Annotated in this window: 22 protein-coding genes, 2 tRNA genes, 2 riboswitches and 1 other annotated feature; of the genes, 21 read left to right on the top strand and 3 right to left on the bottom strand. The window is 43.2% G+C overall.

Annotation, left to right across the window (positions count from 1 at the left end; genetic code table 11):
• The first annotated feature begins 44 nt into the window (after window positions 1–44).
• Genes hemZ through aspS form a run of 3 tightly spaced genes read left to right on the top strand, consistent with a single transcriptional unit; the run spans window position 45 to window position 4,558 of the window.
• Window positions 45–1,484, top strand: a complete 1,440-nt coding sequence (gene hemZ, locus B5F18_RS03435; RefSeq protein ID WP_087156257.1) for a coproporphyrinogen dehydrogenase HemZ — start codon at window positions 45–47, stop codon at window positions 1,482–1,484.
• Window positions 1,475–2,737: a histidine--tRNA ligase gene (gene hisS / locus B5F18_RS03430; protein ID WP_087156256.1), complete on the top strand. Its 1,263-nt coding sequence runs from the start codon at window positions 1,475–1,477 to the stop codon at window positions 2,735–2,737. The genes hemZ and hisS overlap by 10 nt, the downstream gene beginning before the upstream one ends.
• Window positions 2,738–2,770: 33 nt before the next feature.
• Window positions 2,771–4,558, top strand: a complete 1,788-nt coding sequence (gene aspS, locus B5F18_RS03425) for an aspartate--tRNA ligase (protein ID WP_087156255.1) — start codon at window positions 2,771–2,773, stop codon at window positions 4,556–4,558.
• Window positions 4,559–4,648: 90 nt separating this feature from the next.
• Here aspS and B5F18_RS03420 read toward each other — a convergent pair whose 3' ends face one another.
• A complete protein-coding gene (locus B5F18_RS03420) occupies window positions 4,649–5,287 on the bottom strand; it encodes a lactate utilization protein (protein ID WP_087156254.1) in 639 nt (212 codons plus the stop codon).
• 287 nt (window positions 5,288–5,574) lie between these two features.
• On the opposite strand from B5F18_RS03420, the gene B5F18_RS03415 reads away from it, so the two are divergent.
• The 15 genes from B5F18_RS03415 to B5F18_RS03340 all read left to right on the top strand — a co-directional run bounded on the left by B5F18_RS03415 (window position 5,575) and on the right by B5F18_RS03340 (window position 17,878).
• A tRNA-Gly gene (locus tag B5F18_RS03415) sits at window positions 5,575–5,646 on the top strand.
• A gap of 42 nt (window positions 5,647–5,688) precedes the next feature.
• Window positions 5,689–5,760 (top strand) — tRNA-Gly (locus tag B5F18_RS03410).
• A gap of 547 nt (window positions 5,761–6,307) precedes the next feature.
• Window positions 6,308–6,408, top strand: a riboswitch (THF riboswitch).
• A gap of 69 nt (window positions 6,409–6,477) precedes the next feature.
• Window positions 6,478–7,029 carry a folate family ECF transporter S component gene (locus B5F18_RS03405; protein WP_087156253.1) on the top strand — a complete coding sequence of 184 codons (552 nt, stop codon included), beginning with the start codon at window positions 6,478–6,480 and terminating at the stop codon, window positions 7,027–7,029.
• A gap of 19 nt (window positions 7,030–7,048) precedes the next feature.
• Window positions 7,049–7,480 carry a MarR family winged helix-turn-helix transcriptional regulator gene (locus B5F18_RS03400; protein WP_087156252.1) on the top strand — a complete coding sequence of 144 codons (432 nt, stop codon included), beginning with the start codon at window positions 7,049–7,051 and terminating at the stop codon, window positions 7,478–7,480.
• 10 nt (window positions 7,481–7,490) lie between these two features.
• Window positions 7,491–8,339, top strand: a complete 849-nt coding sequence (gene thyA / locus B5F18_RS03395) for a thymidylate synthase (protein WP_087156251.1) — start codon at window positions 7,491–7,493, stop codon at window positions 8,337–8,339.
• Window positions 8,340–8,351: 12 nt separating this feature from the next.
• Complete coding sequence (locus B5F18_RS03390; protein WP_087156250.1) at window positions 8,352–8,843, top strand: dihydrofolate reductase; 492 nt, start codon at window positions 8,352–8,354, stop codon at window positions 8,841–8,843.
• A gap of 96 nt (window positions 8,844–8,939) precedes the next feature.
• Window positions 8,940–9,182: a binding site (T-box leader), on the top strand.
• 61 nt (window positions 9,183–9,243) lie between these two features.
• A complete protein-coding gene (gene ilvB / locus B5F18_RS03380; protein WP_087156248.1) occupies window positions 9,244–10,947 on the top strand; it encodes a biosynthetic-type acetolactate synthase large subunit in 1,704 nt (567 codons plus the stop codon).
• A gap of 15 nt (window positions 10,948–10,962) precedes the next feature.
• Window positions 10,963–11,472, top strand: a complete 510-nt coding sequence (gene ilvN, locus B5F18_RS03375; RefSeq protein ID WP_087156247.1) for an acetolactate synthase small subunit — start codon at window positions 10,963–10,965, stop codon at window positions 11,470–11,472.
• Between the two features lie 96 nt (window positions 11,473–11,568).
• Window positions 11,569–12,594, top strand: a complete 1,026-nt coding sequence (locus B5F18_RS03370) for a branched-chain amino acid aminotransferase (protein ID WP_087156246.1) — start codon at window positions 11,569–11,571, stop codon at window positions 12,592–12,594.
• A gap of 147 nt (window positions 12,595–12,741) precedes the next feature.
• Complete coding sequence (locus B5F18_RS03365) at window positions 12,742–13,458, top strand: ABC transporter ATP-binding protein (protein ID WP_087156245.1); 717 nt, start codon at window positions 12,742–12,744, stop codon at window positions 13,456–13,458.
• Entirely contained in the window at window positions 13,442–15,013 is a 1,572-nt protein-coding gene (locus B5F18_RS12685; RefSeq protein WP_087156244.1) for a hypothetical protein, read from the top strand. The genes B5F18_RS03365 and B5F18_RS12685 overlap by 17 nt, the downstream gene beginning before the upstream one ends.
• 283 nt (window positions 15,014–15,296) lie before the next feature.
• Window positions 15,297–15,818 carry a sigma-70 family RNA polymerase sigma factor gene (locus B5F18_RS03355; protein ID WP_087156243.1) on the top strand — a complete coding sequence of 174 codons (522 nt, stop codon included), beginning with the start codon at window positions 15,297–15,299 and terminating at the stop codon, window positions 15,816–15,818.
• On the top strand, window positions 15,787–16,584 hold the full coding sequence (locus tag B5F18_RS03350; RefSeq protein ID WP_087156242.1) for a hypothetical protein: 798 nt from the start codon (window positions 15,787–15,789) through the stop codon (window positions 16,582–16,584). The genes B5F18_RS03355 and B5F18_RS03350 overlap by 32 nt, the downstream gene beginning before the upstream one ends.
• A gap of 261 nt (window positions 16,585–16,845) precedes the next feature.
• Complete coding sequence (locus tag B5F18_RS03345) at window positions 16,846–17,352, top strand: ATP-binding cassette domain-containing protein (protein WP_143468350.1); 507 nt, start codon at window positions 16,846–16,848, stop codon at window positions 17,350–17,352.
• Window position 17,353: 1 nt separating this feature from the next.
• Window positions 17,354–17,878 (top strand): hypothetical protein, encoded by a 525-nt coding sequence (locus B5F18_RS03340; protein ID WP_087156240.1) that lies wholly within the window; start codon window positions 17,354–17,356, stop codon window positions 17,876–17,878.
• A gap of 72 nt (window positions 17,879–17,950) precedes the next feature.
• On the opposite strand, the gene mgtE is transcribed toward B5F18_RS03340, so the two are convergent.
• Entirely contained in the window at window positions 17,951–19,285 is a 1,335-nt protein-coding gene (mgtE, locus tag B5F18_RS03335; protein WP_087156312.1) for a magnesium transporter, read from the bottom strand.
• Window positions 19,286–19,473: 188 nt separating this feature from the next.
• Window positions 19,474–19,639, bottom strand: a riboswitch (M-box (ykoK) riboswitch).
• A 93-nt stretch (window positions 19,640–19,732) separates the two neighbouring features.
• Between mgtE and B5F18_RS03330 the strand changes: the two genes are divergently transcribed.
• Genes B5F18_RS03330 through B5F18_RS03320 form a run of 3 tightly spaced genes read left to right on the top strand, consistent with a single transcriptional unit; the run spans window position 19,733 to window position 23,386 of the window.
• On the top strand, window positions 19,733–20,509 hold the full coding sequence (locus B5F18_RS03330; RefSeq protein ID WP_275532803.1) for a class I SAM-dependent DNA methyltransferase: 777 nt from the start codon (window positions 19,733–19,735) through the stop codon (window positions 20,507–20,509).
• Between the two features lie 60 nt (window positions 20,510–20,569).
• Window positions 20,570–21,451, top strand: coding sequence for an Hsp33 family molecular chaperone HslO (hslO, locus tag B5F18_RS03325; protein WP_087156238.1), 882 nt, complete (start codon window positions 20,570–20,572; stop codon window positions 21,449–21,451).
• 12 nt (window positions 21,452–21,463) lie between these two features.
• Window positions 21,464–23,386 (top strand): NAD(+) synthase, encoded by a 1,923-nt coding sequence (locus B5F18_RS03320; RefSeq protein ID WP_087156237.1) that lies wholly within the window; start codon window positions 21,464–21,466, stop codon window positions 23,384–23,386.
• 69 nt (window positions 23,387–23,455) lie between these two features.
• On the opposite strand, the gene B5F18_RS03315 is transcribed toward B5F18_RS03320, so the two are convergent.
• Window positions 23,456–24,124, bottom strand: coding sequence for a S1 RNA-binding domain-containing protein (locus tag B5F18_RS03315; RefSeq protein ID WP_087156236.1), 669 nt, complete (start codon window positions 24,122–24,124; stop codon window positions 23,456–23,458).
• Window positions 24,125–24,244 lie beyond the last annotated feature (120 nt).

The following is a 24,244-nucleotide window of genomic DNA, read 5'->3' as shown; positions in this document are numbered from 1 at the left end:
TGCCAAATTGTGTGTAGATATATGAATAGGAAAGGAAACAGACGATGATACGCTTGGAGTTTCAAAATGAGAGTTATCCTTATGACATTTATCATATGGTGAAGGCGTTTTATCCTGCAGAGGAGCTGGAGCAGAGTATAAACGAGGAGTTTTCTGCTCTGGTGCGGATCCAAAAAGACGGCAGGGAAATCGCATCCGTCTGTCCGGAAGAGGTGGCGGAGTTTTCAGGAAAAAAAGAAAAGAAACAGTATGTGAATGTGAAGGTATACCGGATTCTTTCAAAGCTTACCGGAAAGGAGCTTGCCTGGGGAATCCTGACTGGTATTCGGCCTACAAAAATCATCATGAAAGGTCTGGAAGACGGGAAGACGAACGAGGAGATCATTTCTTCAATGAAGAAAGTGCACATGGTGACAGAGAAAAAAGCAAGACTTGGGCTGGAGATTGCAAAGAGAGAAAAAGAGCTGCTCTCCAGATTGGACTATAAGGATGGATACAGTCTGTATGTGGGGATTCCATTTTGTCCGACTACCTGTATCTATTGTTCTTTTACTTCTTATCCGCTGGCATCATACCAAAAATACGTGGAGGACTATTTGGCCGCTTTGTTAAAAGAACTTACCTTTGTGGCCAGTGTGTCCAAAGAGAAAAAGCTCAACACCGTGTACATTGGGGGCGGAACGCCGACCACACTTTCGCCGGATCAGCTTGATCGGCTCCTCACTCACATGGAGGAACATTTTTCCTACGAAGATGTAAAGGAATTTACCGTGGAGGCCGGAAGACCGGACAGCATTACACAAGAGAAACTAAAAGTGTTGCGTGCACATGGGATTTCCAGAATTTCTATCAATCCGCAGACTATGCAGCAAAAAACACTGGATCTGATCGGGAGAAAGCATACGGTCGAAGATGTAAGGAATGTTTTTTTTATGGCAAGGGAACTTGGATTTGACAACATCAATATGGATCTGATCGCAGGACTTCCGGGTGAGAGCGTAGTGGATATGGAAGATACACTAAAAGAGATTGAAAAGCTGAATCCGGATAATCTGACAGTCCACAGCCTTGCCATCAAAAGGGCATCAAAACTTCGCCAAATGGAAGAATACCAAAGAACCGCGGATGAGGAAGGAAAGATGGCAGAGACATTTTCCCGGATGATCGCGCTTTCAGAGAAGTATGCAAGGAAGATGCAAATGACACCGTATTACCTGTACAGGCAGAAAAATATTGCAGGGAATTTTGAAAATGTTGGGTATGCAAAGGTTGACAAAGCAGGAATATACAATATACTTATTATGGAAGAAAAGCAGTCGATCGTTGCGTGCGGCGCAGGTGCGAGCACGAAAATCGTATTTCCGGATTTGAACAAAAACGGGATGAACCGGATTGAGCGGACAGAAAATGTAAAAGACTTAAAAGAATACATCCAAAGAGTAGATGAAATGATAGAACGAAAAGGAGAATGGCTATGGCATTAAAGAAGAAACCAGTTACCGGAATGAAAGATATTCTGCCAAAGGAGATGGAAATCAGAGACTATGTCATCCGTTTAATTAAGGAGACATACGGGGCGTTTGGATTTTGTTCCATGGAAACCCCATGTGTGGAGCACATTGAAAACCTGTGCAGCAAACAGGGCGGTGACAATGAAAAACTGATTTTTAAAATCCTCAAGCGCGGTGAGAAGTTGAAGATTGACACAGCCAAGGAGGAGACTGATCTGGTGGACGGCGGACTGCGTTACGATCTGACTGTGCCATTGTCCAGATATTACGCAAATCATGCAAATGAACTGCCGTCACCGTTTAAAGCGCTCCAGATGGGCAATGTCTGGAGAGCAGACCGACCGCAGAGAGGTCGTTTCCGCCAGTTCATGCAGTGTGATATTGATATCTTGGGAGAGCCGTCTAACCTGGCAGAGATTGAGCTGATCCTTGCGACAACATCTCTGCTTGGAAAGCTGGATTTCCATAATTTTGCCATTCGTATCAACGACAGAAGAATCTTAAAAGCAATGGCAGCGTACAGCGGATTCGAAGAAACAGATTATGACAGCGTATTCATCACGCTGGATAAAATGGACAAGATTGGCATGGAAGGCGTGGAGGAAGAATTAAAAGCATCCTACGCAGAAGAAAAAGTGGACAAATACCTCGCCTTGTTTAAAGAGACAAGTTTTGACGTGGAAGGTGTGCGCTATCTGAAAGAAAAACTGGAAGGTTTTCTCGATCCAGACACAGCTGCAGGCCTTGAGACGATCATGGACAGCGTGGAACATGCAAAAGAAGCCGAATTTTCCATCCGTTTTGATCCTACTTTGGTGCGCGGAATGTCCTACTATACAGGCACAATTTTTGAGATCGCCATGGATGAGTTCGGCGGTTCTGTCGGCGGCGGCGGACGTTACGACAAAATGATCGGAAAGTTTACAGGCCAGGATACTCCTGCGTGTGGATTTTCCATTGGATTTGAGAGAATTGTCATGCTGCTTTTGGAGCGCGGATATGAAATCCCGACAGGCAGAGGGAAAAAAGCATACCTTTTAGAAAAAGGAATGCATAAAGAAGGATTACAGAAAGTGCTTGCGCTGGCAAAAGAAGAGCGTGCCGGCGGCATGCAGGTGACGATCCTGAACATGAAGAAAAATAAAAAATTCCAGAAAGAACAGCTGATGAATGAAGGATACACAGAAATCGTGGATTGTTACTGTGACTCTGTGGACAGATTGTAAGCTGCAGAATAAAGATAAGTGGAGGAAGAAAAAATGGCAGAATCAATGCGTGGTTTAAAGAGAAGCCACAGATGCGGGGAATTAAATAAGTCCAATGTGGGTGAAAAAGTGACCGTCATGGGGTGGGTCCAGAAAAACAGAAACAAAGGAGGAATCATTTTTCTTGATCTTAGAGACCGTTCCGGAATCCTTCAGATTATTTTTGAGGACAATGAGCAATTGATGGAAAAGGCCGCAAAACTTCGAAGTGAGTTTGTGGTTGCGGTTGTCGGACAAGTGGAGGCGCGTTCCGGTGCGGTCAATGAAAATCTTGCGACAGGAGAGATTGAGATCCGTGCGGAGGAACTTCGTATTTTATCTGAGGCTGAGACACCGCCGTTCCAGGTGGAAGAGAACAGCAAAACAAAGGAAGAGCTGCGTTTGAAATACCGCTACCTTGACCTTAGAAGACCTGACCTTCAGAAAAACCTGATGATGAGAAGCCAGGTGGCGACGTTGACACGTCAGTTTTTGACAGAAGAAGGGTTCATGGAGATTGAAACGCCGATCCTTGGAAAGAGTACACCGGAAGGGGCAAGAGATTACCTTGTGCCAAGCCGTGTGCATCCTGGTTCTTTCTATGGACTTCCGCAGTCACCGCAGCTTTTTAAACAGCTTTTGATGTGCTCGGGATGTGACCGGTATTTCCAGATCGCAAAATGTTTCCGCGATGAAGATTTAAGAGCGGACCGTCAGCCGGAGTTCACTCAGATCGACATGGAGCTGTCCTTTGTGGATGTGGACGATGTCATTGATGTAAATGAAAGACTGCTTGCAAAAGTATTTAAAGAAGTGCTGAATGTGGAAGTGCCATTGCCGATTCAAAGAATGACTTGGCAGGAGGCCATGGACCGCTTTGGTTCTGATAAACCGGATATCCGATTTGGCATGGAGCTTACAGATGTGACAGAAGTGGTAAAGAACTGCGACTTTGCAGTATTCAAAGGTGCAGTGGAAAATGGCGGCAGTGTGCGCGGTATCAATGCAAAAGGCCAGGGAGCAATGCCAAGAAAGAAAATTGACAAGCTGGTGGATTTTGCAAAAGACTACGGCGCAAAAGGTCTTGCATACATTGCCATTGGAGAGGATGGAAATGTCAAATCTTCTTTCGCAAAATTTATGAAAGAGGATGAGATGACAAATCTCATCCAGGCAATGGGTGGAGAGAACGGAGATTTACTTCTCTTTGCAGCAGATAAAAACAAAGTTGTCTGGGATGTGCTGGGAGCGCTTCGTCTGGAGCTGGCAAAACAGATGGAACTTCTGGATAAGAGTGAGTATAAATTCCTTTGGATCACAGAATTCCCGCTGCTAGAGTGGAATGAGGAAGAGAACCGTTATACAGCAATGCATCATCCGTTTACAATGCCGATGGAGGAAGATTTACAGTATCTTGACACAGATCCTGGAAGAGTACGTGCAAAAGCATACGACATCGTGCTCAACGGAAATGAGATCGGAGGAGGAAGCGTGCGTATCTTCCAGAACGATATCCAGGAGAAAATGTTTGAATGCCTTGGATTTACGAAAGAGCAGGCACAGAGCCGTTTTGGATTCCTTCTGGATGCATTCAAATACGGAGTGCCTCCTCACGCAGGGCTTGCATATGGACTGGACCGCCTTGTCATGCTGATGGCAAAAGAGGACAGCATCCGCGATGTGATCGCATTCCCGAAAATCAAAGATGCTTCCTGTCTTATGACAGAAGCTCCGGGAGAAGTAGATGAAAAACAGTTGGAAGAGTTAGGACTTGCGATCCGCAGGACGGAAGAACAGGAATAAGGATTGTTGATAGAGAACAGATAGAAAATGCAAAAGACAGCGTGGAGCGAAAAAGTTTTCCACGCTGTCTTTTTTGCGTGTGAAGAGTTCTTAAAATCCGAGCTCTTCACCAATCAGAAAGACTTTGATTCGGTCGTTGTGGCGGGAATGTCTGGTAACTACAATCTCGCAGCACATACATCCAGGGGCATGACAGTCGCCGCAGCATCCTGTCTTTTCGCAAGGAGTATTTGTGTGCAGACGTGCCGCGTTGGCAGGAGATGCACAGTTTTGGATGCGCGGTACCGCGCTTTTGATGTCCGGTACAACTTTGTTCATGCCGGCAAGGATGATCACGTGTTCAGGACCATGGATCAGACATGCCACACGATTTCCGTTTCCGTCAATATTGACCAGCTCGCCTTCCAAAGTGATGGCGTTCGTGCTCATAAAGAAATAGTCGGCTCCCACAGATTTCTGGTAAAATGCTTTTTTCTCTTCCAGAGTTTTTGCAAGATCTCTGTCCCAGACTTCAAAGTTTCCATTTTTCAGCGCATCCAGCATTCCGCTTTCTGCGAGTGTTTCAGAACCGCCCCATGTCACAGAAGAACCTTCAGGTATTGTGGAAAGAATGTATTCCACAGCGTCCTTGGCTGTGTCAAAATAAAAACCTTCCATGTTGCGTTTTTCCAATTTTTTGATGATGCTTGCAGCCTGCAGGGCGTAGGCATCCTTCTTTGCTTGACTCATATGTATCCCTCCAAAATAAATTCTTATTTTTTTATTGTATCACAGAGAATAGAGAAATAGGATTGTTTCCGTAAATTATAAAAAATGAAAAGACACTGTCAGCGGCTTGGAATGGATCAGACAGCTACGCCAGGGCGCAGAATCCATTGAAACGGTCAAGGGGAAATTGAGGATACAGGGGCAGAGTTGACCTTTGCCCCAAATTGTTATAATTGTTTAAAAAACTTGTTGACAAACATCTTTTCATATAGTATAGTATGTATTGTTCACGACAGAACAACAGATATGCACGAGTGGCTCAGTGGTGGAGTATCGCCTTGCCAAGGCGAGGGTCGCGGGTTCGAATCCCGTCTCGTGCTTTTCTTTCAGAAAAGATGAGTTCATGACAGACAACAAAATATGCACGAGTGGCTCAGTGGTGGAGTATCGCCTTGCCAAGGCGAGGGTCGCGGGTTCGAATCCCGTCTCGTGCTCTTAAGAAAGCAGTTTTCAATCTGAAAACTGCTTTTTTATTCTATAGGAAATTTCGATTTCCTATAGAACAAAACCCTCCGGGAGGATGCGCACGCCGCAATGAGGAAGTTTACCGCTCTGCGGTGTTGCGGCGGCGCGCAAAGTGCCAAGCCCCTCATGAGTGAGGGGAGGGGGGAGTTGAAGTGGGCTTGCCCACTTTGTTCTATACCCGGTTAGAAACAGGAAACATTCTTATGCAGTCAGCACTTTGGGATACTCCCTTATAACTGGATCTGTTTTTTCCTAACCTGATATCAATATCTTCGATACAGAAAACTTCAAATTCCAGTTCATCTTTATTTTCGTATCATTTAACATAACTGCGATACCTGGATGTATTTTTTTATAATTCTTCTCCTTGGTGTATGTTTTATTTTATTATCCCGGATGGTTTCTGACAGTTTTCTGTGTGTGAAAAATTTTGTTTTTTTTGAGAACGAGAGATCCATCTGTTTACAAAACGAAACAGCAGTGTTAGAATGGCAGATGTAACAAAAGAATAGTTTAAGCAGAATAGGAGTGTGCGCGTTAAGTGCCGGGTGAACGGGGAGTTGTCACCCGGACGAAAAGCTTAAATGCTTGCGGTGCACATTCCGCATCCCGCTGCTGCACATAGAGAAATCTTTATATCCTCCTTTCTATGCGTGGCGAAGGACACTGCAAAGGAGGTTATTTTTATGAGAAATTTAGCAACATGTTTTCAGGAATCCGCCAGGGAGCTGAAAGAGCACAAAACGTTGGTAGTTACAGCGATGATGATCGCGCTTGGAGTTGTGCTTGGTTTTTATACAGTTCAGATCGGAGATTTCCTGAAAATCGGATTTTCCGGTCTTGCCAATGAACTGACAGCTATGTTGTTTGGCCCGGTAGTCGGAGGGCTGATGGGAGGCGTCACGGATATCCTGAAATTTGTCATCAGGCCAACAGGACCATTCTTTTTTGGATTCACACTCAATGCTGTGTTGGGGGCTGTGATCTATGGGATGTTCTGGTATAAGAGACCGTTGTCCCTAAAAAGAGTGTTTGCCGCAAAGATTACGGTTGCCATTGTGGTCAATTTATTCCTTAATACGTACTGGCTATCCATTCTTTACGGAAAAGGATTTGCGGCCCTTCTCCCGGCAAGAGCGATCAAACAGCTCATTTCGGTTCCGGTGGACAGCCTGTTGTTTTTCCTTGTGGCGGGTATGCTGGTGAGGGCAAAGGTATTTGGAAAATTAAAAGCGTAGAAGAAAAAGAGGGAGAAAGATGGAGGAGAAGAAATCAATCGGAATGCTTGTAAAGCAGATAGGACATATATATGAAAAGGAGTTGAATCTTCTTCTGAAGAGAGTCGGAATCACATCCTCCCAATATGCGGTACTGCATTATCTTTTTCAATGCGGAAAAGAGAATATCACGCAAAGAGATATTGAAAAACAGTTGAGCCTGAGAAATCCGACGGTCACAGGCCTTTTAAAAAGACTGGATGAAAAGGGGTTTGTGTTTGCTGTGCCAGGTACGGAGGATAGGCGCTGCAAGCATGTATTTTTGACAGAGAAAGCCTACGATATCCAGAGAAGGATGGAAGCTGAGCGCAGAAAAATAGACAAAAAGCTGACGCTTGGCATGAACAAAAAAGAAAAAGAGCAGCTGGAGAAACTGCTGGACAAGGTGCTTTACAATATAGACGAACCATAGGAGGAAAAACATGAGTTACGCAGACCATATATTTATCGAAATGTGCCGCGACATTATTGAAAATGGAGTGAGCACGGAAGGAGAAAAAGTAAGACCAAAGTGGGAGGACGGCAGCCTTGCATACACGGTAAAAAAATTCGGCGTTGTAAACCGCTATGATTTGTCAAAGGAATTTCCGGCCCTGACACTTAGAAGGACTGCCATCAAAAGCTGTACAGATGAGCTTTTGTGGATCTGGCAGAAAAAATCAAACAATATCCATGACCTGCACAGTCATATCTGGGACAGCTGGGCGGATGAGAACGGATCGATCGGCAAAGCATACGGTTACCAGATGCAGGTGAAACATCAGTACAGAGAAGGCATGATGGATCAGGTGGACCGGGTGATCTATGATCTGAAGAACAATCCGTACAGCAGAAGGATCATGACAAATCTGTATGTGCATCAAGATCTGCACGAGATGAATCTGTATCCTTGTGCATACAGTATGACGTTCAATGTGACAAAAAAAGAAGGTGAAGATAAACTGGTACTCAATGCCATTTTGAACCAGCGCTCCCAGGATGTGCTCACTGCCAACAACTGGAATGTGTGCCAGTACGCAGTTCTCGTCCATATGCTTGCACAGGTGTGCGATATGCAGGCAGGAGAGCTGGTGCATGTGATCGCGGACGCGCACATTTATGACAGACATATTCCGCTTGTGAAAGAGTTGATTTCCAGAAAACCTTTTGAGGCGCCGAAATTCTGGCTGAACCCGGAGATCAAAGATTTTTATGCGTTTACGCCAGATGATGTGAAACTGGAAAATTATGAAACCGGACCGCAGATCAAAAATATACCGGTGGCAGTGTAGGAGGAAAGAGAAATGAATTTAATCGTGGCAGTGGATAAAAATTGGGCAATCGGAAAGGAAAATAAACTTCTTGTGAGTATTCCGGCGGATATGAAATTTTTCCGTGAGACAACGGGAGGAAAAGTGGTTGTCATGGGGAGAAAGACATTGGAGAGTTTTCCGGGAGGAAAACCTCTAAAAAACAGGACTAACATTGTGCTCACAACAGACACTTCCTACTGCGTAAAAGATGCATTGGCGGTGCATTCAGTGGAAGAGCTTTTGGAAGAGCTCAAAAAGTATGATCGGGAAGATATTTATGTCATCGGAGGGGAGAGTATTTACCGCCAGCTCCTTCCTTACTGCAGACTTGCCCATGTGACGAAGATTGACCACGCTTACGAGGCGGATACTTATTTCCCAAATCTGGATGACATGGATGACTGGGAAGTGACCGGGGAGAGCGAGGAGCAGACGTATTTTGATCTCGAATATACCTTTGTACGGTATGAGAGAAAGTATTAAAAACAATCATTGACAAAGAAAAAGAAAGACTCTATAATTATCTTAAATTTTATGATGATAGAAAGTTCGCAGCGCGTGCTTTCTATTATTTATTATTCAAATGCGATGAAGAGGAGGAGTACATAGTTTCCGCAAGCAAAGAGAGTGGATGGATGGTGGAAATCCTCGTGAGGAGATTATGGAAGTAGCCTTCGAGCAGCGGACTGAACAATTTATAAGTAGGCTCCGACGCAGTTCCGGCGTTAAAGGAAAACGATATCGGAAGATTCCTGTATCGGCAGAGTGCAAAGAGAAATCTTTGAATTTAGGTGGTAACACGGATATATATTCGCCCTAAGCTGTATTTCAGCTTAGGGCGTTTTCTTCTGATATGAATATTAGAAAGAAAGGGAGGCTTTACATGAAAAAAATAACGGGAAATAAATTATTGGTGAAAGCTTTAAAAGAAGAAGGTGTGGAGATCGTTTTTGGATATCCGGGAGCCTGTACCATTGATATCAGCGATGAACTCTATAAACAGCAGGACATACGCGTCATCCTTCCAAGACATGAGCAGGCGCTCGTCCACGCGGCGGATGCATATGCAAGGACAACAGGAAAAACAGGAGTATGTCTTGTGACGAGCGGACCGGGTGCGACCAATCTTGTGACCGGAATTGCGACCGCAAATATGGACAGTGTGCCGCTTGTGTGTTTTACCGGACAGGTGTCCAGAAATCTTATCGGAAACGATGCGTTCCAGGAAGTGGATATCGTAGGGATCACACGCACGATCTGTAAATACGGCATTACGGTGAGAAACCGTGAGGATCTTGGAAGGATCATAAAAGAAGCGTTCTATATCGCAAGAACCGGAAGACCGGGACCTGTTGTCGTGGATCTGCCAAAAGATGTGATGGCTGAGCTTGGAAGTCCGGAATATCCATCCGAGGTCAATATCCGTGGATACAAGCCGAGCACAGGGGTACACATCGGACAGTTAAAACGCGCCATCAAAATGCTGCACAAAGCAGAGAGGCCATTGTTCCTTGTGGGCGGAGGAGTCAATATTTCAAGAGCAGGAAAAGTTTTCACAGAACTTGTGGATAAGACACAGGTGCCGGTTGTGACGACCATTATGGGAAAAGGCAGCATTCCGACAGATCATCCGCTGTATATAGGAAATCTTGGTATGCACGGTGCTTATGCGTGCAACATGGCTGTGAGCGAATGCGATCTTTTGTTCTCCATCGGAACAAGATTCAATGACCGTATCACAGGGAAAATCCATGAGTTTGCGCCAAAAGCAAATATTGTACACATTGACATCGATACAGCGTCTATTTCCAGAAATATCCAGGTGGATATCCCGATTGTGGCGGATGCCAAAGAGGCGATTGAAAAAATGCTGGAGTATGTGGAGGTTTCCGATACAAAAGAATGGATGAGCCAGATTAATGAATGGAAGGAAAGATATCCGCTGAAGATGAAGGAACATCCGGGAATCACTCCGCAGAAAATCATTGAAGAACTGAACAGGCAGTTTGATGAGGCGATCGTAGTGACGGATGTAGGACAGCACCAGATGTGGACGACACAGTTTTTGGAGATGAATGAAAAGAAAAAACTGGTCACATCCGGAGGGCTTGGAACAATGGGATACGGATTTCCAGGTGCCATCGGAGCGCAGCTTGGCAATCCGGATGCAACCGTCATTTCCATTAACGGGGACGGTGGCTTTCAGATGAATATTCAAGAGTTTGCGACAGCGGTGATCCAGAAACTTCCGCTGATATTATGTGTGTTTAATAACAGTTACCTTGGAATGGTGCGCCAATGGCAGAAACTGTTCTATGGAAGAAGATACTCTATGACGGACTTATGCCCTGCGGAGGAAGGCAGCATGGAACCGCCAAAATACAGGCCGGATTTTGTAAAACTGGCTGAGAGCTACGGAGCATATGGAATCCGTGTGGAAAAAGAAGAAGACATTGCAGGAGCGTTTGAGGAGGCAAAAACACATAAAAATGCGCCGACGCTCATTGAATTTATCATTGATGCGGAAGAGCTTGTATACCCGATGATCAAACCGGGCGGTACACTGGAAGAAATGCTGTTAAGTTAGGAAGGAGACGGAATTATGAATGCAAAACTAAAACAAAGATGGATTTCCCTTTATGTAGAAAACCAGGTAGGTGTACTTTCAAAAATTTCCGGGCTCTTTTCCGGAAAATCCTACAATCTGGACAGTCTGACTGTAGGAACCACTGCAGATCCGACAGTTTCCAGAATGACGATTGCGACATCCAGCGATGAGGAGACGTTTGAGCAGATAAAAAAACAGCTGAACCGCATGGTGGAGGTCATTAAAGTGATGGACTTTACAGATTCCTCTGTATGTATGCTGGAAATTCTTTATGTGAAAGTAAAAAAATGCAACAAAGAAGAGAAAGAGGAGCTTTTCCAGATTGCACAGGCATTTGATGCAAAGGTGGTGGACTATGGACGGGACAGTCTTCTTTTGCTTTTTGTTCAGACCGCGGGAAAGAACGATGCTGTCATCAAACTTATGAAGGAAGAATTTCAGTCCATCGAGGTTGTGCGCGGGGGAAGTGTCGGTATTGAGGCCATCAGCATGGCGGAAAGATAAAAAACAGAGCGCACTCTTGATTTTTTGGAGATGCCGTATTATAATTGAGAACAGAATTTGAAACTGTACAGCAGCAGAGAAATGGAGTGGTGAGTAATGGAAAAAAAGAATATAGATTGGGAAAATCTGGGATTCGGATATGTGCAGACTGACAAAAGATATGTCTCGAATTATAAGGATGGCGCCTGGGATGAAGGTGTCCTTACAGAGGATGCCAATGTGGTGATCAATGAATGTGCAGGGGTTCTCCAATATGCACAGACGATCTTTGAGGGCATGAAAGCATACACAACAGAGGACGGGCGCATTGTGACTTTTCGCCCGGATTTGAATGCACAGAGAATGGCCGATTCCGCCAGACGTCTGGAGATGCCGGTGTTTCCGCCAGACAAGTTTGTGGATGCTGTAGTCAAGACGGTAAAGGCCAATGCAGCGTATGTGCCGCCGTATGGAACAGGCGCTACACTCTATGTCCGTCCATATATGTTCGGTTCCAATGCAGTGATCGGAGTAAAACCTGCGGATGAATATCAGTTCCGTGTATTCACCACACCGGTAGGACCTTATTTCAAGGGCGGAATCAAACCTTTGACCATCAAGGTGTCTGATTTTGACCGCGCTGCTCCGCATGGAACCGGTCACATAAAGGCAGGACTTAATTATGCCATGAGCCTTCATGCGATCGTGACTGCACACGAGGAAGGGTATGATGAGAATATGTACCTGGATTCTGCGACAAGAACGCATGTGGAGGAGACGGGGGGAGCAAACTTTATCTTTGTCACAAAAGATAAGAAAATTGTAACGCCAAAATCAAACACAATCCTTCCATCTATCACAAGACGTTCTTTGATGCATGTGGCTAAAGAGTATTTAGGCCTTGAGACAGAAGAAAGAACCGTGACACTGGAAGAAGTCAAAGATATGGCAGAGTGCGGACTTTGTGGAACTGCTGCCGTGATTTCGCCGGTTGGCAAGATCGTGGATCATGGAAAAGAAATCGTGATGCCAAGTGGAATGAACGAGATGGGACCTGTGACAAAACAGCTGTATGATACATTGACAGGTATTCAGATGGGCCGTATCGAGGCGCCGGAAGGATGGCTGAAAGTGATCGAATAAAGAAAAGGTTGAGGAATAAAAATGGTTGCTGCAGATTTGCAGCAGCCATTTTTGTTCACAAAAATATTCATAAAATCTTAAAATATACCCAAGAGAGATATGATAAAATAGAAATAAAAAATGAGTACATGAGGAAAGGAAAAAGTTATGGAACTTGTCATCGAACATCTGGAAAAACATTTTGAGAAAAAACAAGTGCTGAAAGATGTTTCTTATCGGTTTGAAGAAGGAAAGATTTATGCACTTTTAGGACGTAACGGAGCCGGAAAGACAACACTTTTCAACTGTCTGAACAGGGATATGAAAAACGATGGTGGAGAGTTTTATATAGTTGAGGGGAACGAACAGAGAAAGACAAAAACCGAGGATATCGGATATGTACTGTCCACACCTACGGTCCCGGAGTTTCTCACGGGAAGAGAATTTTTAAAATTCTTTATTGATATCAATCGGGAACACATTGAGGATTTAAAAAGTATCGATGAGTATTTTGAGATGATGAACATCGAGGAGGAGGACAGGGACAAACTGCTCAATGGGTATTCACACGGAATGAAAAATAAAATGCAGATGCTCATCAATGTCATAGCAAAGCCAAAGATCCTGCTCCTTGACGAACCGCTCACATCATTGGATGTGGTTGCGGCGGAAGAAATGCAGCGTATGTTGAAGAGCTGGAAGAAAGAGCAGATCATTATATTCTCCACTCATATTATGGAGCTGGCGCTTAGCCTGTGCGATGAGATTGTGATTTTAAATGGAGGAAAATTGTTTCAGGTAGAAAGAGGAGAAGAGGTCGCGGAGGAATTCAGACAGAAAATCATCAAGCTTTTACAGGAGGATGGACATGTTTCGGACATTTAAAATTGCATTTCTCCTGCGCAATACATACAAAGTAAATGGAATCATTTATTCACTGAAACAGATTCCGATCATAAAGAGGTTTCTTCCTGCCACACTTTACAGCAATGTGGGATTGAAACGATTTGCAGCTATCCTGCAGGGAATCCGCGAGTTTTTTTCCATTTTTATTGGAAAGTTTTTGTATCTTGGTCTGATGATCGTTCTCCCGGCTGCTTTGTACAAGGTAGGGAAGGCAGATGCATTTTTGCATATGTTCATCTTTCTTACTCTGATTGGAGGATTTATGAACACCTATATGTTCAATCCGACAAAAGATAAATACTATGCTATGATTTTAATGCGCATGGATGCAAGAAAATATACACTTACAGATTATATCTACGCGATGTTGAAACTTTTTATCGGCATGTCAGTGGCGGCCAGTGTATTTGCACTTTTTGTGGATATGAATGTGCTTTTGGCACTCAGTTTTCCTCTGTTTGCAATGGGGATGAAGTGTTTTTTGTCAGGAATGAAACTTCGAAAATATGAGATGACGTCGAAAGTTCCGAATGAAAATAATCTGTCAAAGGCAGAATGGGGAACGGTATTTCTTTTGCTCGCCGCTGCATATGGGTTGCCGGCGTTAAAAATTACCGTTAGTATTCCTGTATACGTGGTGATATTCCTGGTCTTTGCAACAGGAGGTGTTTGGGGGATTTGGCGCATCCAAAAATTTGAAAGTTACACAGAGCTGTACAAATTTTTGCTGGTCAGAAGTGCGATCGACCCGGAGAAGATTGTAAAGGATGTGGTGGAGGAGACAAACCGGAATATAATCTGTAGGGATGAGAAAATTACGAGTAGGAAGACAGGCTATGAGTATTTTCACGATTTGTTTATGAAACGGCATAAAAAGATCCTTTGGAAAGCAGCAAAACGAAATGCCTGTATTATGGCAGGGATTTTCGCAGCTGTGCTCATCGGAGTTTTGGTAAACGAAACGTTTTGTGAAAAAACGAATGAACTGCTCCTTACATTTCTTCCATATTTTGTTTTTATTTTGTATCTGATAAATCCAGGGGGAAGAGTCACAAAGCTGATGTTTGTAAACTGTGACCACAGTATGCTGAATTACACATTTTTCAGACAGCCAAAGGCAATCCTGAAATTGTTTCAGATCCGCCTGAAATCTCTTGCTTTGATGAATCTCCTTCCGGCCGGAGTGATAGCTGCCTCGCTTTCTGTTTTACTTTTTGTATCAGGAGGGACAAAGAGCGGATGGGATTATGTGATTTTGATCGTTTCTGTATTGGCCATCAGCGTATTTTTCTCTGTGCATTATCTGATCTGCTATTATCTCTTGCAGCCGTACAAAGAAGGGGCCTACATGGAAAGCGGGACGTACACTATCGTTTCGTGTGTCACTTATTTTGTATGTTTTTATTGTATGAAACTGCGAGTAGATATCGCCCTTTTCGGACTGCTTGCAATTGCATTTTGTCTGGCTTATTGTATTGTGGCCTGTGTTCTTGTGTATAAGATTGCATGGAAGACGTTTAAGATAAGAAACTAAAAATGAGCGACAATATGAAACGCAAACACCCAGGTAAGTCAGATGTCACACCACAGTAGATTGAAGAGACAATGGTACACTGTTTCCGGAGTGGGTGATGGCTTGATTTCAACTTTGTAATTTGCAAATAATAAAACATACTATAATGAGAATAATTAATCCTGCCTATGGTCTAACAGCATGGGCAGGATTTTTATGTTAAGATAGTTTGTTTAGTTGAAAAAATTTTTTGTTGTAATTTTTCAAAAATAATCTGTGTCTAAATAGATGAAAGGAGTAAGAGATGCCGGCAGAACAAATTCTAGAAAGATTAATGAAAGAATATGGAGATTCTATTTTCCGCATGTGTTATCTCTGTTTGAAAGATTACTATTTAGCTGAAGATGCAATGCAGGAAACATTTATAAAGGCAATGAGATTTTATGATTCTTTTTTGCACAAATCAAATGAAAAAACATGGTTGATGCGTATTGCTATCAATTGTTGTAAAAATATTATGAGAAAGCAATGGTTTCGGCTTCCGATGCTTAATATCGAGGATCACCAACAAGTAGATGATAAAAATCCCATTGAAGAATTATTGGAAAGAGACAGCTTGACAAAAGCAATTATGTCCTTGCGTAAAAGTGACAGGCAGATAATTATTTTATATTATTACCAAGAGCTTTCTGTAAAGGAAATTTCAGCGATTGTTGGGAAAAAAGAGAATGCTATTAATCAACAGTTAAAAAGGGCGCGGGAAAGATTAAAAAGATTTTTAAAGGAGACAGACTATGGGACAAAAGAATGTCAAAACAATTATTGATGAAGAATTAAGTATGATAAAAGTAAATGAGCAAATGAAAAAAAATATCAGAGGAGCGGTTTTTGTAAAAAAACAATATAATGTTTTAAAGACGGTGGCAGCTTGTTGTGCGGCTTTGTTATTGGGAAGCACAACAGTGGCAGCGGGATATTATTTTGTAAATAACATTAGTGTAAATGACGAGGTGTTACCAAAGTTAGATGAAATGCATGTAGTAAATGCAAAAAAAGTGCAAATCCCTAAGGATGAAAATGGCATGATAGAACACGATTTTAAAGAATATGATGTGTTGCAATCGCAACTGGGGATCGATTTACTGGATTCTGAGTCGGCAGAAAATAATCCATATATTCAGGGTCATCTTATGACAGATAATAAAGATTTTGCCATGATTACAATGGAAAATTATATTACAGGAGATACCAGTGAGTTTCAGTATTTACCTAAAGAGAAGAGGTATCAATATGAACATGGTGAAAAGTATTATTCTCCTGTTTCACTTGAGATAAATATTGTTTTGAGCGAAGAGCAATTGAAAAATGGTTGGGACAGTGATTATCTTGGAATGTATGAAAGCATGGAAAGTTTTGAAAGTGAACAAGGTTATCAAGTAAATGTTATTCAAGATACGGTCTCAAAGGAAATGGGAAATGCGAATACTGTATCAGAAAAAGTAGCTATTTTTGTTTCAGATGGTGTACGTTATATTTTGAAAGGGCATGTATCATTAGATACAATGAAAGAAATAATAAACACTATGGAATAGTGGCGAATAATATAAAGGAAATCTATTCTTTTCGAAAGGGAAGTCGCAAAATCATAAAATTAGTTGATTGAGCGATACCCTTGTTTTAATTAACGGGAAAACAGGAAGAAATTCTCCAGAGGTTTTTGATGTCTGCTAGTTGCGGTTGGATTATTGCCGTTCATGGAAATGAGTTGTAAAACATAAAATATTTTTGGTATCATTTTATTGTAAATAATAATTGATAGAAAATATAGGGGATTCAACAATAGTTGATTGTAAATACAAGGTGTAGAACGGAGGAAATGTTATGGAATCATTGCTCAGTGTAAAGCACTTGGAAAAAGATTTGGAGGGTTTTCAGTTAAAAACTGGCATACAGAAGAATTATATCAATGGCTTGACAGATTTTCTCTTCCGAAAGGGCAGCCGTTGTATCAGTTTTCAAAAGGGATGTATATGAAATACCAGGTCGCATTTGCAATGTCATATCACCCGGAATATCTTTTGTTAGATGAACCAACCGCGGGATTTGATCCGGTGTTCCGAAAAGACTTTATAAAAATCATACAGGAAATTCGGGAAAGAAAAATTGGGATTTTGATGTCAACGCATATTTTAAGTGATATGGAACAGATTGCAGATGAAATTATGGTGATTTCCAATGGGGAATTAAAGCTGCACGAGACAAGAGAAAGTATCAAAGAAAGATCGATTCAAGATCAACTGGAAACATTTTTGACAAATAAAGTATCGATCAAAGACTTGTTGAGAAAAAGGAGGCAGTGAAGTGAAAGAATTATACAGACATGAGAAAAAACGGATCGGCCTTGAAAGATGGGCTGTGCTAGTGATTTTTTTAGTTATTTATTTTTGTGTGCTACAGAGAAAAGCATCATATATCATATGGGATGAATTGGAAAACCAAGTGCTGCCTTATAATTTAAGTCTGCTTTGTATATTGGGAATTTTCTTTGTTACATATTTAAACAGAAAACTTTTCTTTATAAAGGAACAGGGAAAGACCATCTATCTTCTGAAAAAATATGAGATTGTCCCGATTCGAAAAATACACATGTACCAGATCCGTATTCGGATCATGGCGGAAATGATTCTCGTATTTGTGGCGGGTTCTTTAGCAGTATATTCATTTGCCGTGAAATCTAATTACATAGCAAGAGAAGGGGTAGCGATTAATATCTTGACAGAAGGAATGGCGCTCACTCCCAAGGTTGTCCTGTTGCTCTGTGTGATGGTAATCACAGTGGTCGCTGTTATATTTGGACTGGATGCATATCAGGAGAAAAAAGGATAGAAATGATAACAAACTCCGGGAAAATCAAAGTGAATTTACCCGGAGTTTTCTAGTGCTAAATATATATTTGCATCATGCTAAGTGGAACAGATGCGTCGCGATCTGAAAATAAATCATGATGGAGCAGGTGTCCACAATAGTTGTGATCAGAGGAGCAGCCATGATGGCAGGATCCACATGGATTTTGTTTGCCAGAAGAGGCAGCATGCATCCGATCATTTTTGAAATCAGGATTGTTGCGACCAAAGAAAGCGCGATCACAAGTGCGATCATTGGGTCGTGGTAGCGGAACATAATGTAAACTGCATTTGTCAAAGACAATGTTATGCCGACAACGATAGCTACGCGGAATTCTTTGAAGACCACTTTGAAGAAATCGCGGAACCGGATTTCCTGGAGAGCAAGCCCTCGGATCACCAGGGTGGAACTTTGGGAACCGCAGTTTCCGCCAGTGTCCGTCAGCATTGGGATAAAGGATACCAAAAGCGGGATAGCGGCGAACGCGTCCTCATAGTGGGCAATGATGGTCTGTGTCAGTGTTGCGGAGAGCATCAAAAAGAGGAGCCATCCAACACGGTTTTTGGCGTGCTGAAATACGGATGTTTCAAAATAAGTCTCCTCATTTGGAGCCAGAGCATTCATTTTTTCCATGTCTTCGGTCGTCTCATCCACCATGACATCGATGGCATCGTCCACTGTGACAATACCGACCATGTATCCCTGTAAATCCAAAACCGGAATAGCGAGGAGGTTGTACTTTGAAAACAGAGCTGCTGTTTCTTCCTGGTCTGTGTGTGTTGTCACGGAGATGATTTCCGTCTCCATAAGATTGGAGATTTTCATGTCATCGTCCATTGTCATCAAGTCTTTAGCCGAGACGATTCCGATCAATTTCCGGTTGTCCAGCACATAACAAGTATAGATGGTTTCTTTGTGGATCCCCGTGCGTTTGATATGCGCCATTGCTTCTGCCACTGTATTGTCCTCGCGCAAAGCCACATACTCGGTTGTCATGATACTGCCGGCACTGTCTTCCGGATAGTTTAAAAGCTGATTGATCAGGATTCGATCCTTGGACGGAATGATGTCAAGAATCCTTGTGACCAGGTTCGCAGGAAGATCCTCCAAAAGATCCACAGTATCATCCATATATAAGTCATTTAAAAGGTCTTTTAGTTCTTTTTCCGTAAAAATTTCTACCAGATAAGCCTGCATGGAATTGCTCATCTCAGAGAATACATCTGCAGCTTTAGATTTTGGGATCAGACGGAATGCCACAGCAAGTTCTCTGTCATCCAACTCGGACAGGAGAGAAGCAATGTCGAAGGCATTCATAGCATCCAGAATTTTTTGGATGGTTTTGAACTCGCGCCTGGAAAGGAGTTCTAAGAAAGTATTTTTGTTCATGATCATCACCTTTTTCCTTTCGTTTTGTATGAAGTTGTTGTCGTCCACAATCGGCACCAGCGTCCATTGCTCTCACCTGCCTTTCTGTTTGCGTATTGTTGAAGTAGGTTTGAATATCCAGGAAAAGTTCCAGGAACTTTTCTGCACAAAAAAATCCTGCCACTTGTACGTGACAGGACACAATTACACCTGAAGTTCGTACAAGTTTTAGCATCGCAGGGCATATCAAATTGCATTAGGTGATGCCTTCATCGACATCTCCTGCTGACCAGCGCGTTGTGTCTCCACAACTTTGCGGCAGCAATCTTAGGTATGACCAAATCCCTGCGGTAACCTCACCTACCGAATTTTCTCTTTTATTGTAGGCATATCCTTTTTGGTTGTCAATGCTTTTTAGAAAACTTTAAAAAATTTACCATGCATGCTATACTTAAAAAATGAGATTACTTGAAGAAGGAGAGAAGATCAGTGGATGCATATACAAGCTTTGCAAAGGTCTATGACAGGTTCATGGATAATGTTCCTTACAAGGAGTGGGGAGAGTATCTTTTAGAGCAATTAAAAAAGTATGGTGTGTCGGATGGCCTTGTGTTGGATCTTGGATGCGGGACCGGGAATATGACGGAATTTTTGGCGCAAAACGGTTACGATATGATAGGTGTGGATTATTCGGAAGAAATGCTGGAGATTGCATCCGGGAAGAAGGAAGAGTCGGGAAACGATATTTTATATTTGTGTCAGGATATGCGGGAGTTTGAACTTTACGGCACTGTGCGCGCAGTGGTAAGTGTGTGTGATTCCATCAATTACGTGACAGAGACTGAAGATTTAAAAGAAGTGTTCCGTCTTGTGAACAATTACCTGGATCCTGGAGGAGTGTTTCTGTTTGATTTCAACACAGTATATAAATACAGGGAAGTTTTGGGAGAGAGGACCATTGCGGAATCCAGAGAGGAGTGCAGTTTCATCTGGGATAATTACTATTATGAAGAGGAGCACATCAACGAGTATGAACTGAACCTGTTTGTAAAGGAAACAGAGGGGCTGTACCGGAAGTACACAGAAGAGCATTATCAGAGAGGATATGAGCTTGCTCAAATAAAAGCGTATCTTGAAGATGCCGGACTTATTTTTGAGGAGGCATTTGACGCCTACACATATGATGCGCCGGGCCAGGAGAGCGAGCGGATTTTTGTGATTGCAAGAGAGAGTGGAAAACATTAGAATGGGTATGCTATAATCATACGGATAAATTTGGAGATACATTTGGAGGAGATTGAAGAAATGAACGATTATATTGTAAGAGCAACAGCTGCAGGAAATCAGCTGAGAGCGTTTGCGGCATATACAAAACAGACGGTGGAGGATGCAAGACGGGCACACAATACAAGCCCTGTGGCAACTGCAGCTCTGGGCCGTCTTCTGACTGCGGGTGCTATGATGGGCAGTATGATGAAAAATGATTCCGATGTCCTGACGATTCAGATCAAATCAGACGGGCCGATCAAAGGATTGGTGGTCACAGCGGACAGTAAGGGGGATGTCAAAGGGTATGTGAACAACCCGGAAGTGATGCTGCCCCCGAGCAAGGCCGGAAAACTGGATGTGGGCGGAGCGCTTGGACATGGTGTGATGCATGTGATCAAGGACATGGGCTTAAAAGAGCCGTACGTGGGACAGACGGTCCTTCAGACCGGGGAGATCGCTGAGGATCTGACGTATTACTTTGCCACATCCGAGCAGGTGCCGTCCTCTGTAGGACTTGGAGTGTTGATGGAAAAGGACAATACTGTGAAACAGGCAGGCGGTTTTATCATTCAGGTGATGCCGTTTGTGGAGGACGAGGTGCTGGATAAGCTGGAGGAAAATATAGGGAAACTTCCGCCTGTGACTTCGATGCTTGAGAAAGGTTTTACTCCGGAAAACATGCTTGAGACGATTTTTGAGGGTATGGATGTGGAGTTTAACGATACATTGCCGACAAAGTTTTACTGCAACTGTACAAAAGAGCGTGTGGAAAAAGCGATCATAAGCGTGGGAGAAAAAGAGATCAGATCCATGATAGAGGAAGGAAAACCTGTGGAAGTGAACTGCCATTTCTGCAATACAAACTATACTTTTTCCGTGGATGAACTGAAGGAAATTTTGAAAAAATGTAAGAAGTAAGGAGAAACGAACATGAGATATGGATTTGTAAAAGCCGCAGCAGCCACACCGGATATCAGGGTGGCGGATCTTGCCTATAATACAGAGCAGATCTTAAGAGCTATTGATCAGGCTGCCTCCGCAGGTGCAAAGATCATCGTGTTTCCGGAGCTTTGTGTCACCGGTTATACGTGCAGTGATCTGTTTTATCAGGACACCCTTTTAAAGGGGACCAGAAAAGCACTCAAACAGATTCAGGAGCACACTGCAGAAAAGGACGGACTTTATTTTATAGGTATGCCGCTGGAAATCGGAGGAAAGCTTTACAATACAGCCGCTGTCTTAAACAGAGGAAAGCTTTTGGGAATCGTCACAAAAACATTTCTGCCAAACTACGGGGAATTCTATGAGATGCGCCAGTTTCAGCCAGGACCTGCCAAGGCAGAATGGATCTGCTTTGAGGGAGAAAGAATTCCATTTGGCCCCAATCTTTTGTTTCAGGCAGATCAGATGGAACATTTGATCGTCTCTGCAGAGATCTGTGAGGATGTGTGGGCTCCGGTGCCTCCAAGCATTCGTTCAGCGGTAAATGGGGCCACTGTGATCGTTAACTGTTCTGCCAGCAATGAGACGGTCGGAAAGAAACATTACCGCAGGGATCTGATCGTGGGTCAGTCTGCAAGACTCATAGCAGGCTATGTATATTCCAGCGCAGGAGAGGGGGAATCCACTACTGATCTTGTCTTTGGAGCCCACAATCTCATTGCAGAAAACGGGGTGCTCCTGGCCCAGTCCTGTAACTATGAAAATGGGATCATCTATTCAGAGATCGACGTGGAACGTCTGGTCAGTGAACGTAGAAAAAATACAACGTTTCAGATGGAGGAGGGAGCGCAGTTAGTTCAGGTGCCATTTCACATAGATTTGGGGGACACTGTGCTTACAAGAAAGATCGCAGTCAATCCATTTGTGCCTGCGGACAAAGAAAAACGGGAAGAGCACTGCGAAGAGATTCTGATGATCCAGGCGCTTGGATTAAAGAAACGTCTGCTGCACACAAAGGCAGCCACAGCGGTTGTGGGGATTTCCGGCGGATTGGATTCTACATTGGCATTGCTGGTATGTGCAAAAGCATTTGACATGGCAGGTCTGGATAGAAAAAATATACATGCAGTGACCATGCCTTGTTTTGGAACAACGGACCGGACGTATCGAAATGCCTGTCTGCTCACAAAAAAACTGGGAGCCACACTGATGGAGGTTCCGATCAAGGAAGCAGTGAATGTGCATTTCAGGGATATCGGGCATGATGCAGATGACCACGATGTGACATATGAAAATTCTCAGGCAAGAGAGCGCACGCAGGTGCTGATGGATATTGCAAACCAGTGCAATGGAATGGTGATCGGGACCGGAGATATGTCCGAGCTGGCGCTTGGATGGGCGACCTACAATGGCGACCATATGTCTATGTACGGCGTCAATGCATCCGTGCCAAAGACACTGGTAAGACATCTGGTGAAATATTATGCGGACACCTGCCAAGATAAGGAACTGGAAGAGGTTCTGCTGGATGTATTGGATACCCCGGTAAGTCCGGAGCTTTTGCCGCCAAAGGATGGAGAGATCGCACAAAAGACGGAAGATTTGGTAGGCCCATATGAACTGCATGATTTTTATCTTTACTATATGATGAGGTATGGATTTTCTCCGAAAAAGATTTTTTATCTGGCAAAACTTGCATTTGCCAGGGAATATGATGATGAGACCATGTACAAATGGCTGAGTACGTTTTATCGCAGGTTCTTCTCCCAGCAGTTTAAGCGCTCCTGTCTGCCGGATGGTGCGAAAGTGGGATCCGTAGCGCTTTCTCCAAGAGGAGACTTAAGGATGCCAAGTGATGCGTGTGCATCTGTCTGGATGGCAGAGATTGAAGAATTAAAAAACAGCAAATAAAAGGCGAAAAAATCCCCACTGGAATCTTTCATACCAAGAGTCTGGATTCCGGTGGGGATTTTGTCTGTTCTACAATTTCAGGTTTTTAAATAATTCGCCAAGATTGGTTCCGATTTCTTCTGATTTTGGAATCACAATTTTTTCTTGCGGCTCTTCTTTTGGCTCCAGTAAAGCTTTGATACTTAAGCTTAATTTGCCATCCTTGATCCCGATGATCTTTACTGTCACTGTATCGCCAACAGAAAGTGCTTCCGCAGGAGTTTTAATGCGCTTTTCACAAATCTGTGAGACATGTACGAGTCCGGAAAGGCCGTCCTCAAAACGGATGAAAGCCCCGTAATTCTGGATGCTTTCCACAACTCCGTCCAGTACAGTTCCGACTTTCAGTCCGGCAATCTTCTCCTCGCGTTCTTTCTTTTCTTTTTCTTTGAGGATCTCACGGGCGGACAGCACAAGGCGGTTGTTTGACTGGTCCACATCAATGACGCGTACTTCAATATCCTTTAAAAGAAAAGTTTCCAAATCTTCAATATAGGATAAAGAAAGTCTTGATGCCGGGATGAATCCGCGCAGGCCTTCCACCATAGCGATAGCGCCGCCGTTTACGATTCCTTCTACTTTTACAGGAAGGACGGTCTTTTCGTCCATGTATTTCTGGACAAGATTCCATGGATTGGCATCATCGAAGTGTTCTTCGTAGTTGGCCATTGTTTCCTCTTGTAATAATTCTTCACTCATTTTTGATACCTCTGCTTTCTCTCATGATTTAACAGTATAACATATTTTTCTGATAAAAAGTAGTTATTTTGTTAAATGTCCCGAAAACCAACGAAAAGGTTGAATTTTTGGGGAAAAGCA

The sequence above is a fragment of the Lachnoclostridium sp. An181 genome (genome assembly GCF_002160325.1).
Classification (GTDB): domain Bacteria; phylum Bacillota; class Clostridia; order Lachnospirales; family Lachnospiraceae; genus An181.
The sequence above is the reverse complement of the archived record's forward strand: the minus strand, read 5'-3'. Positions and strand labels throughout refer to the sequence as shown.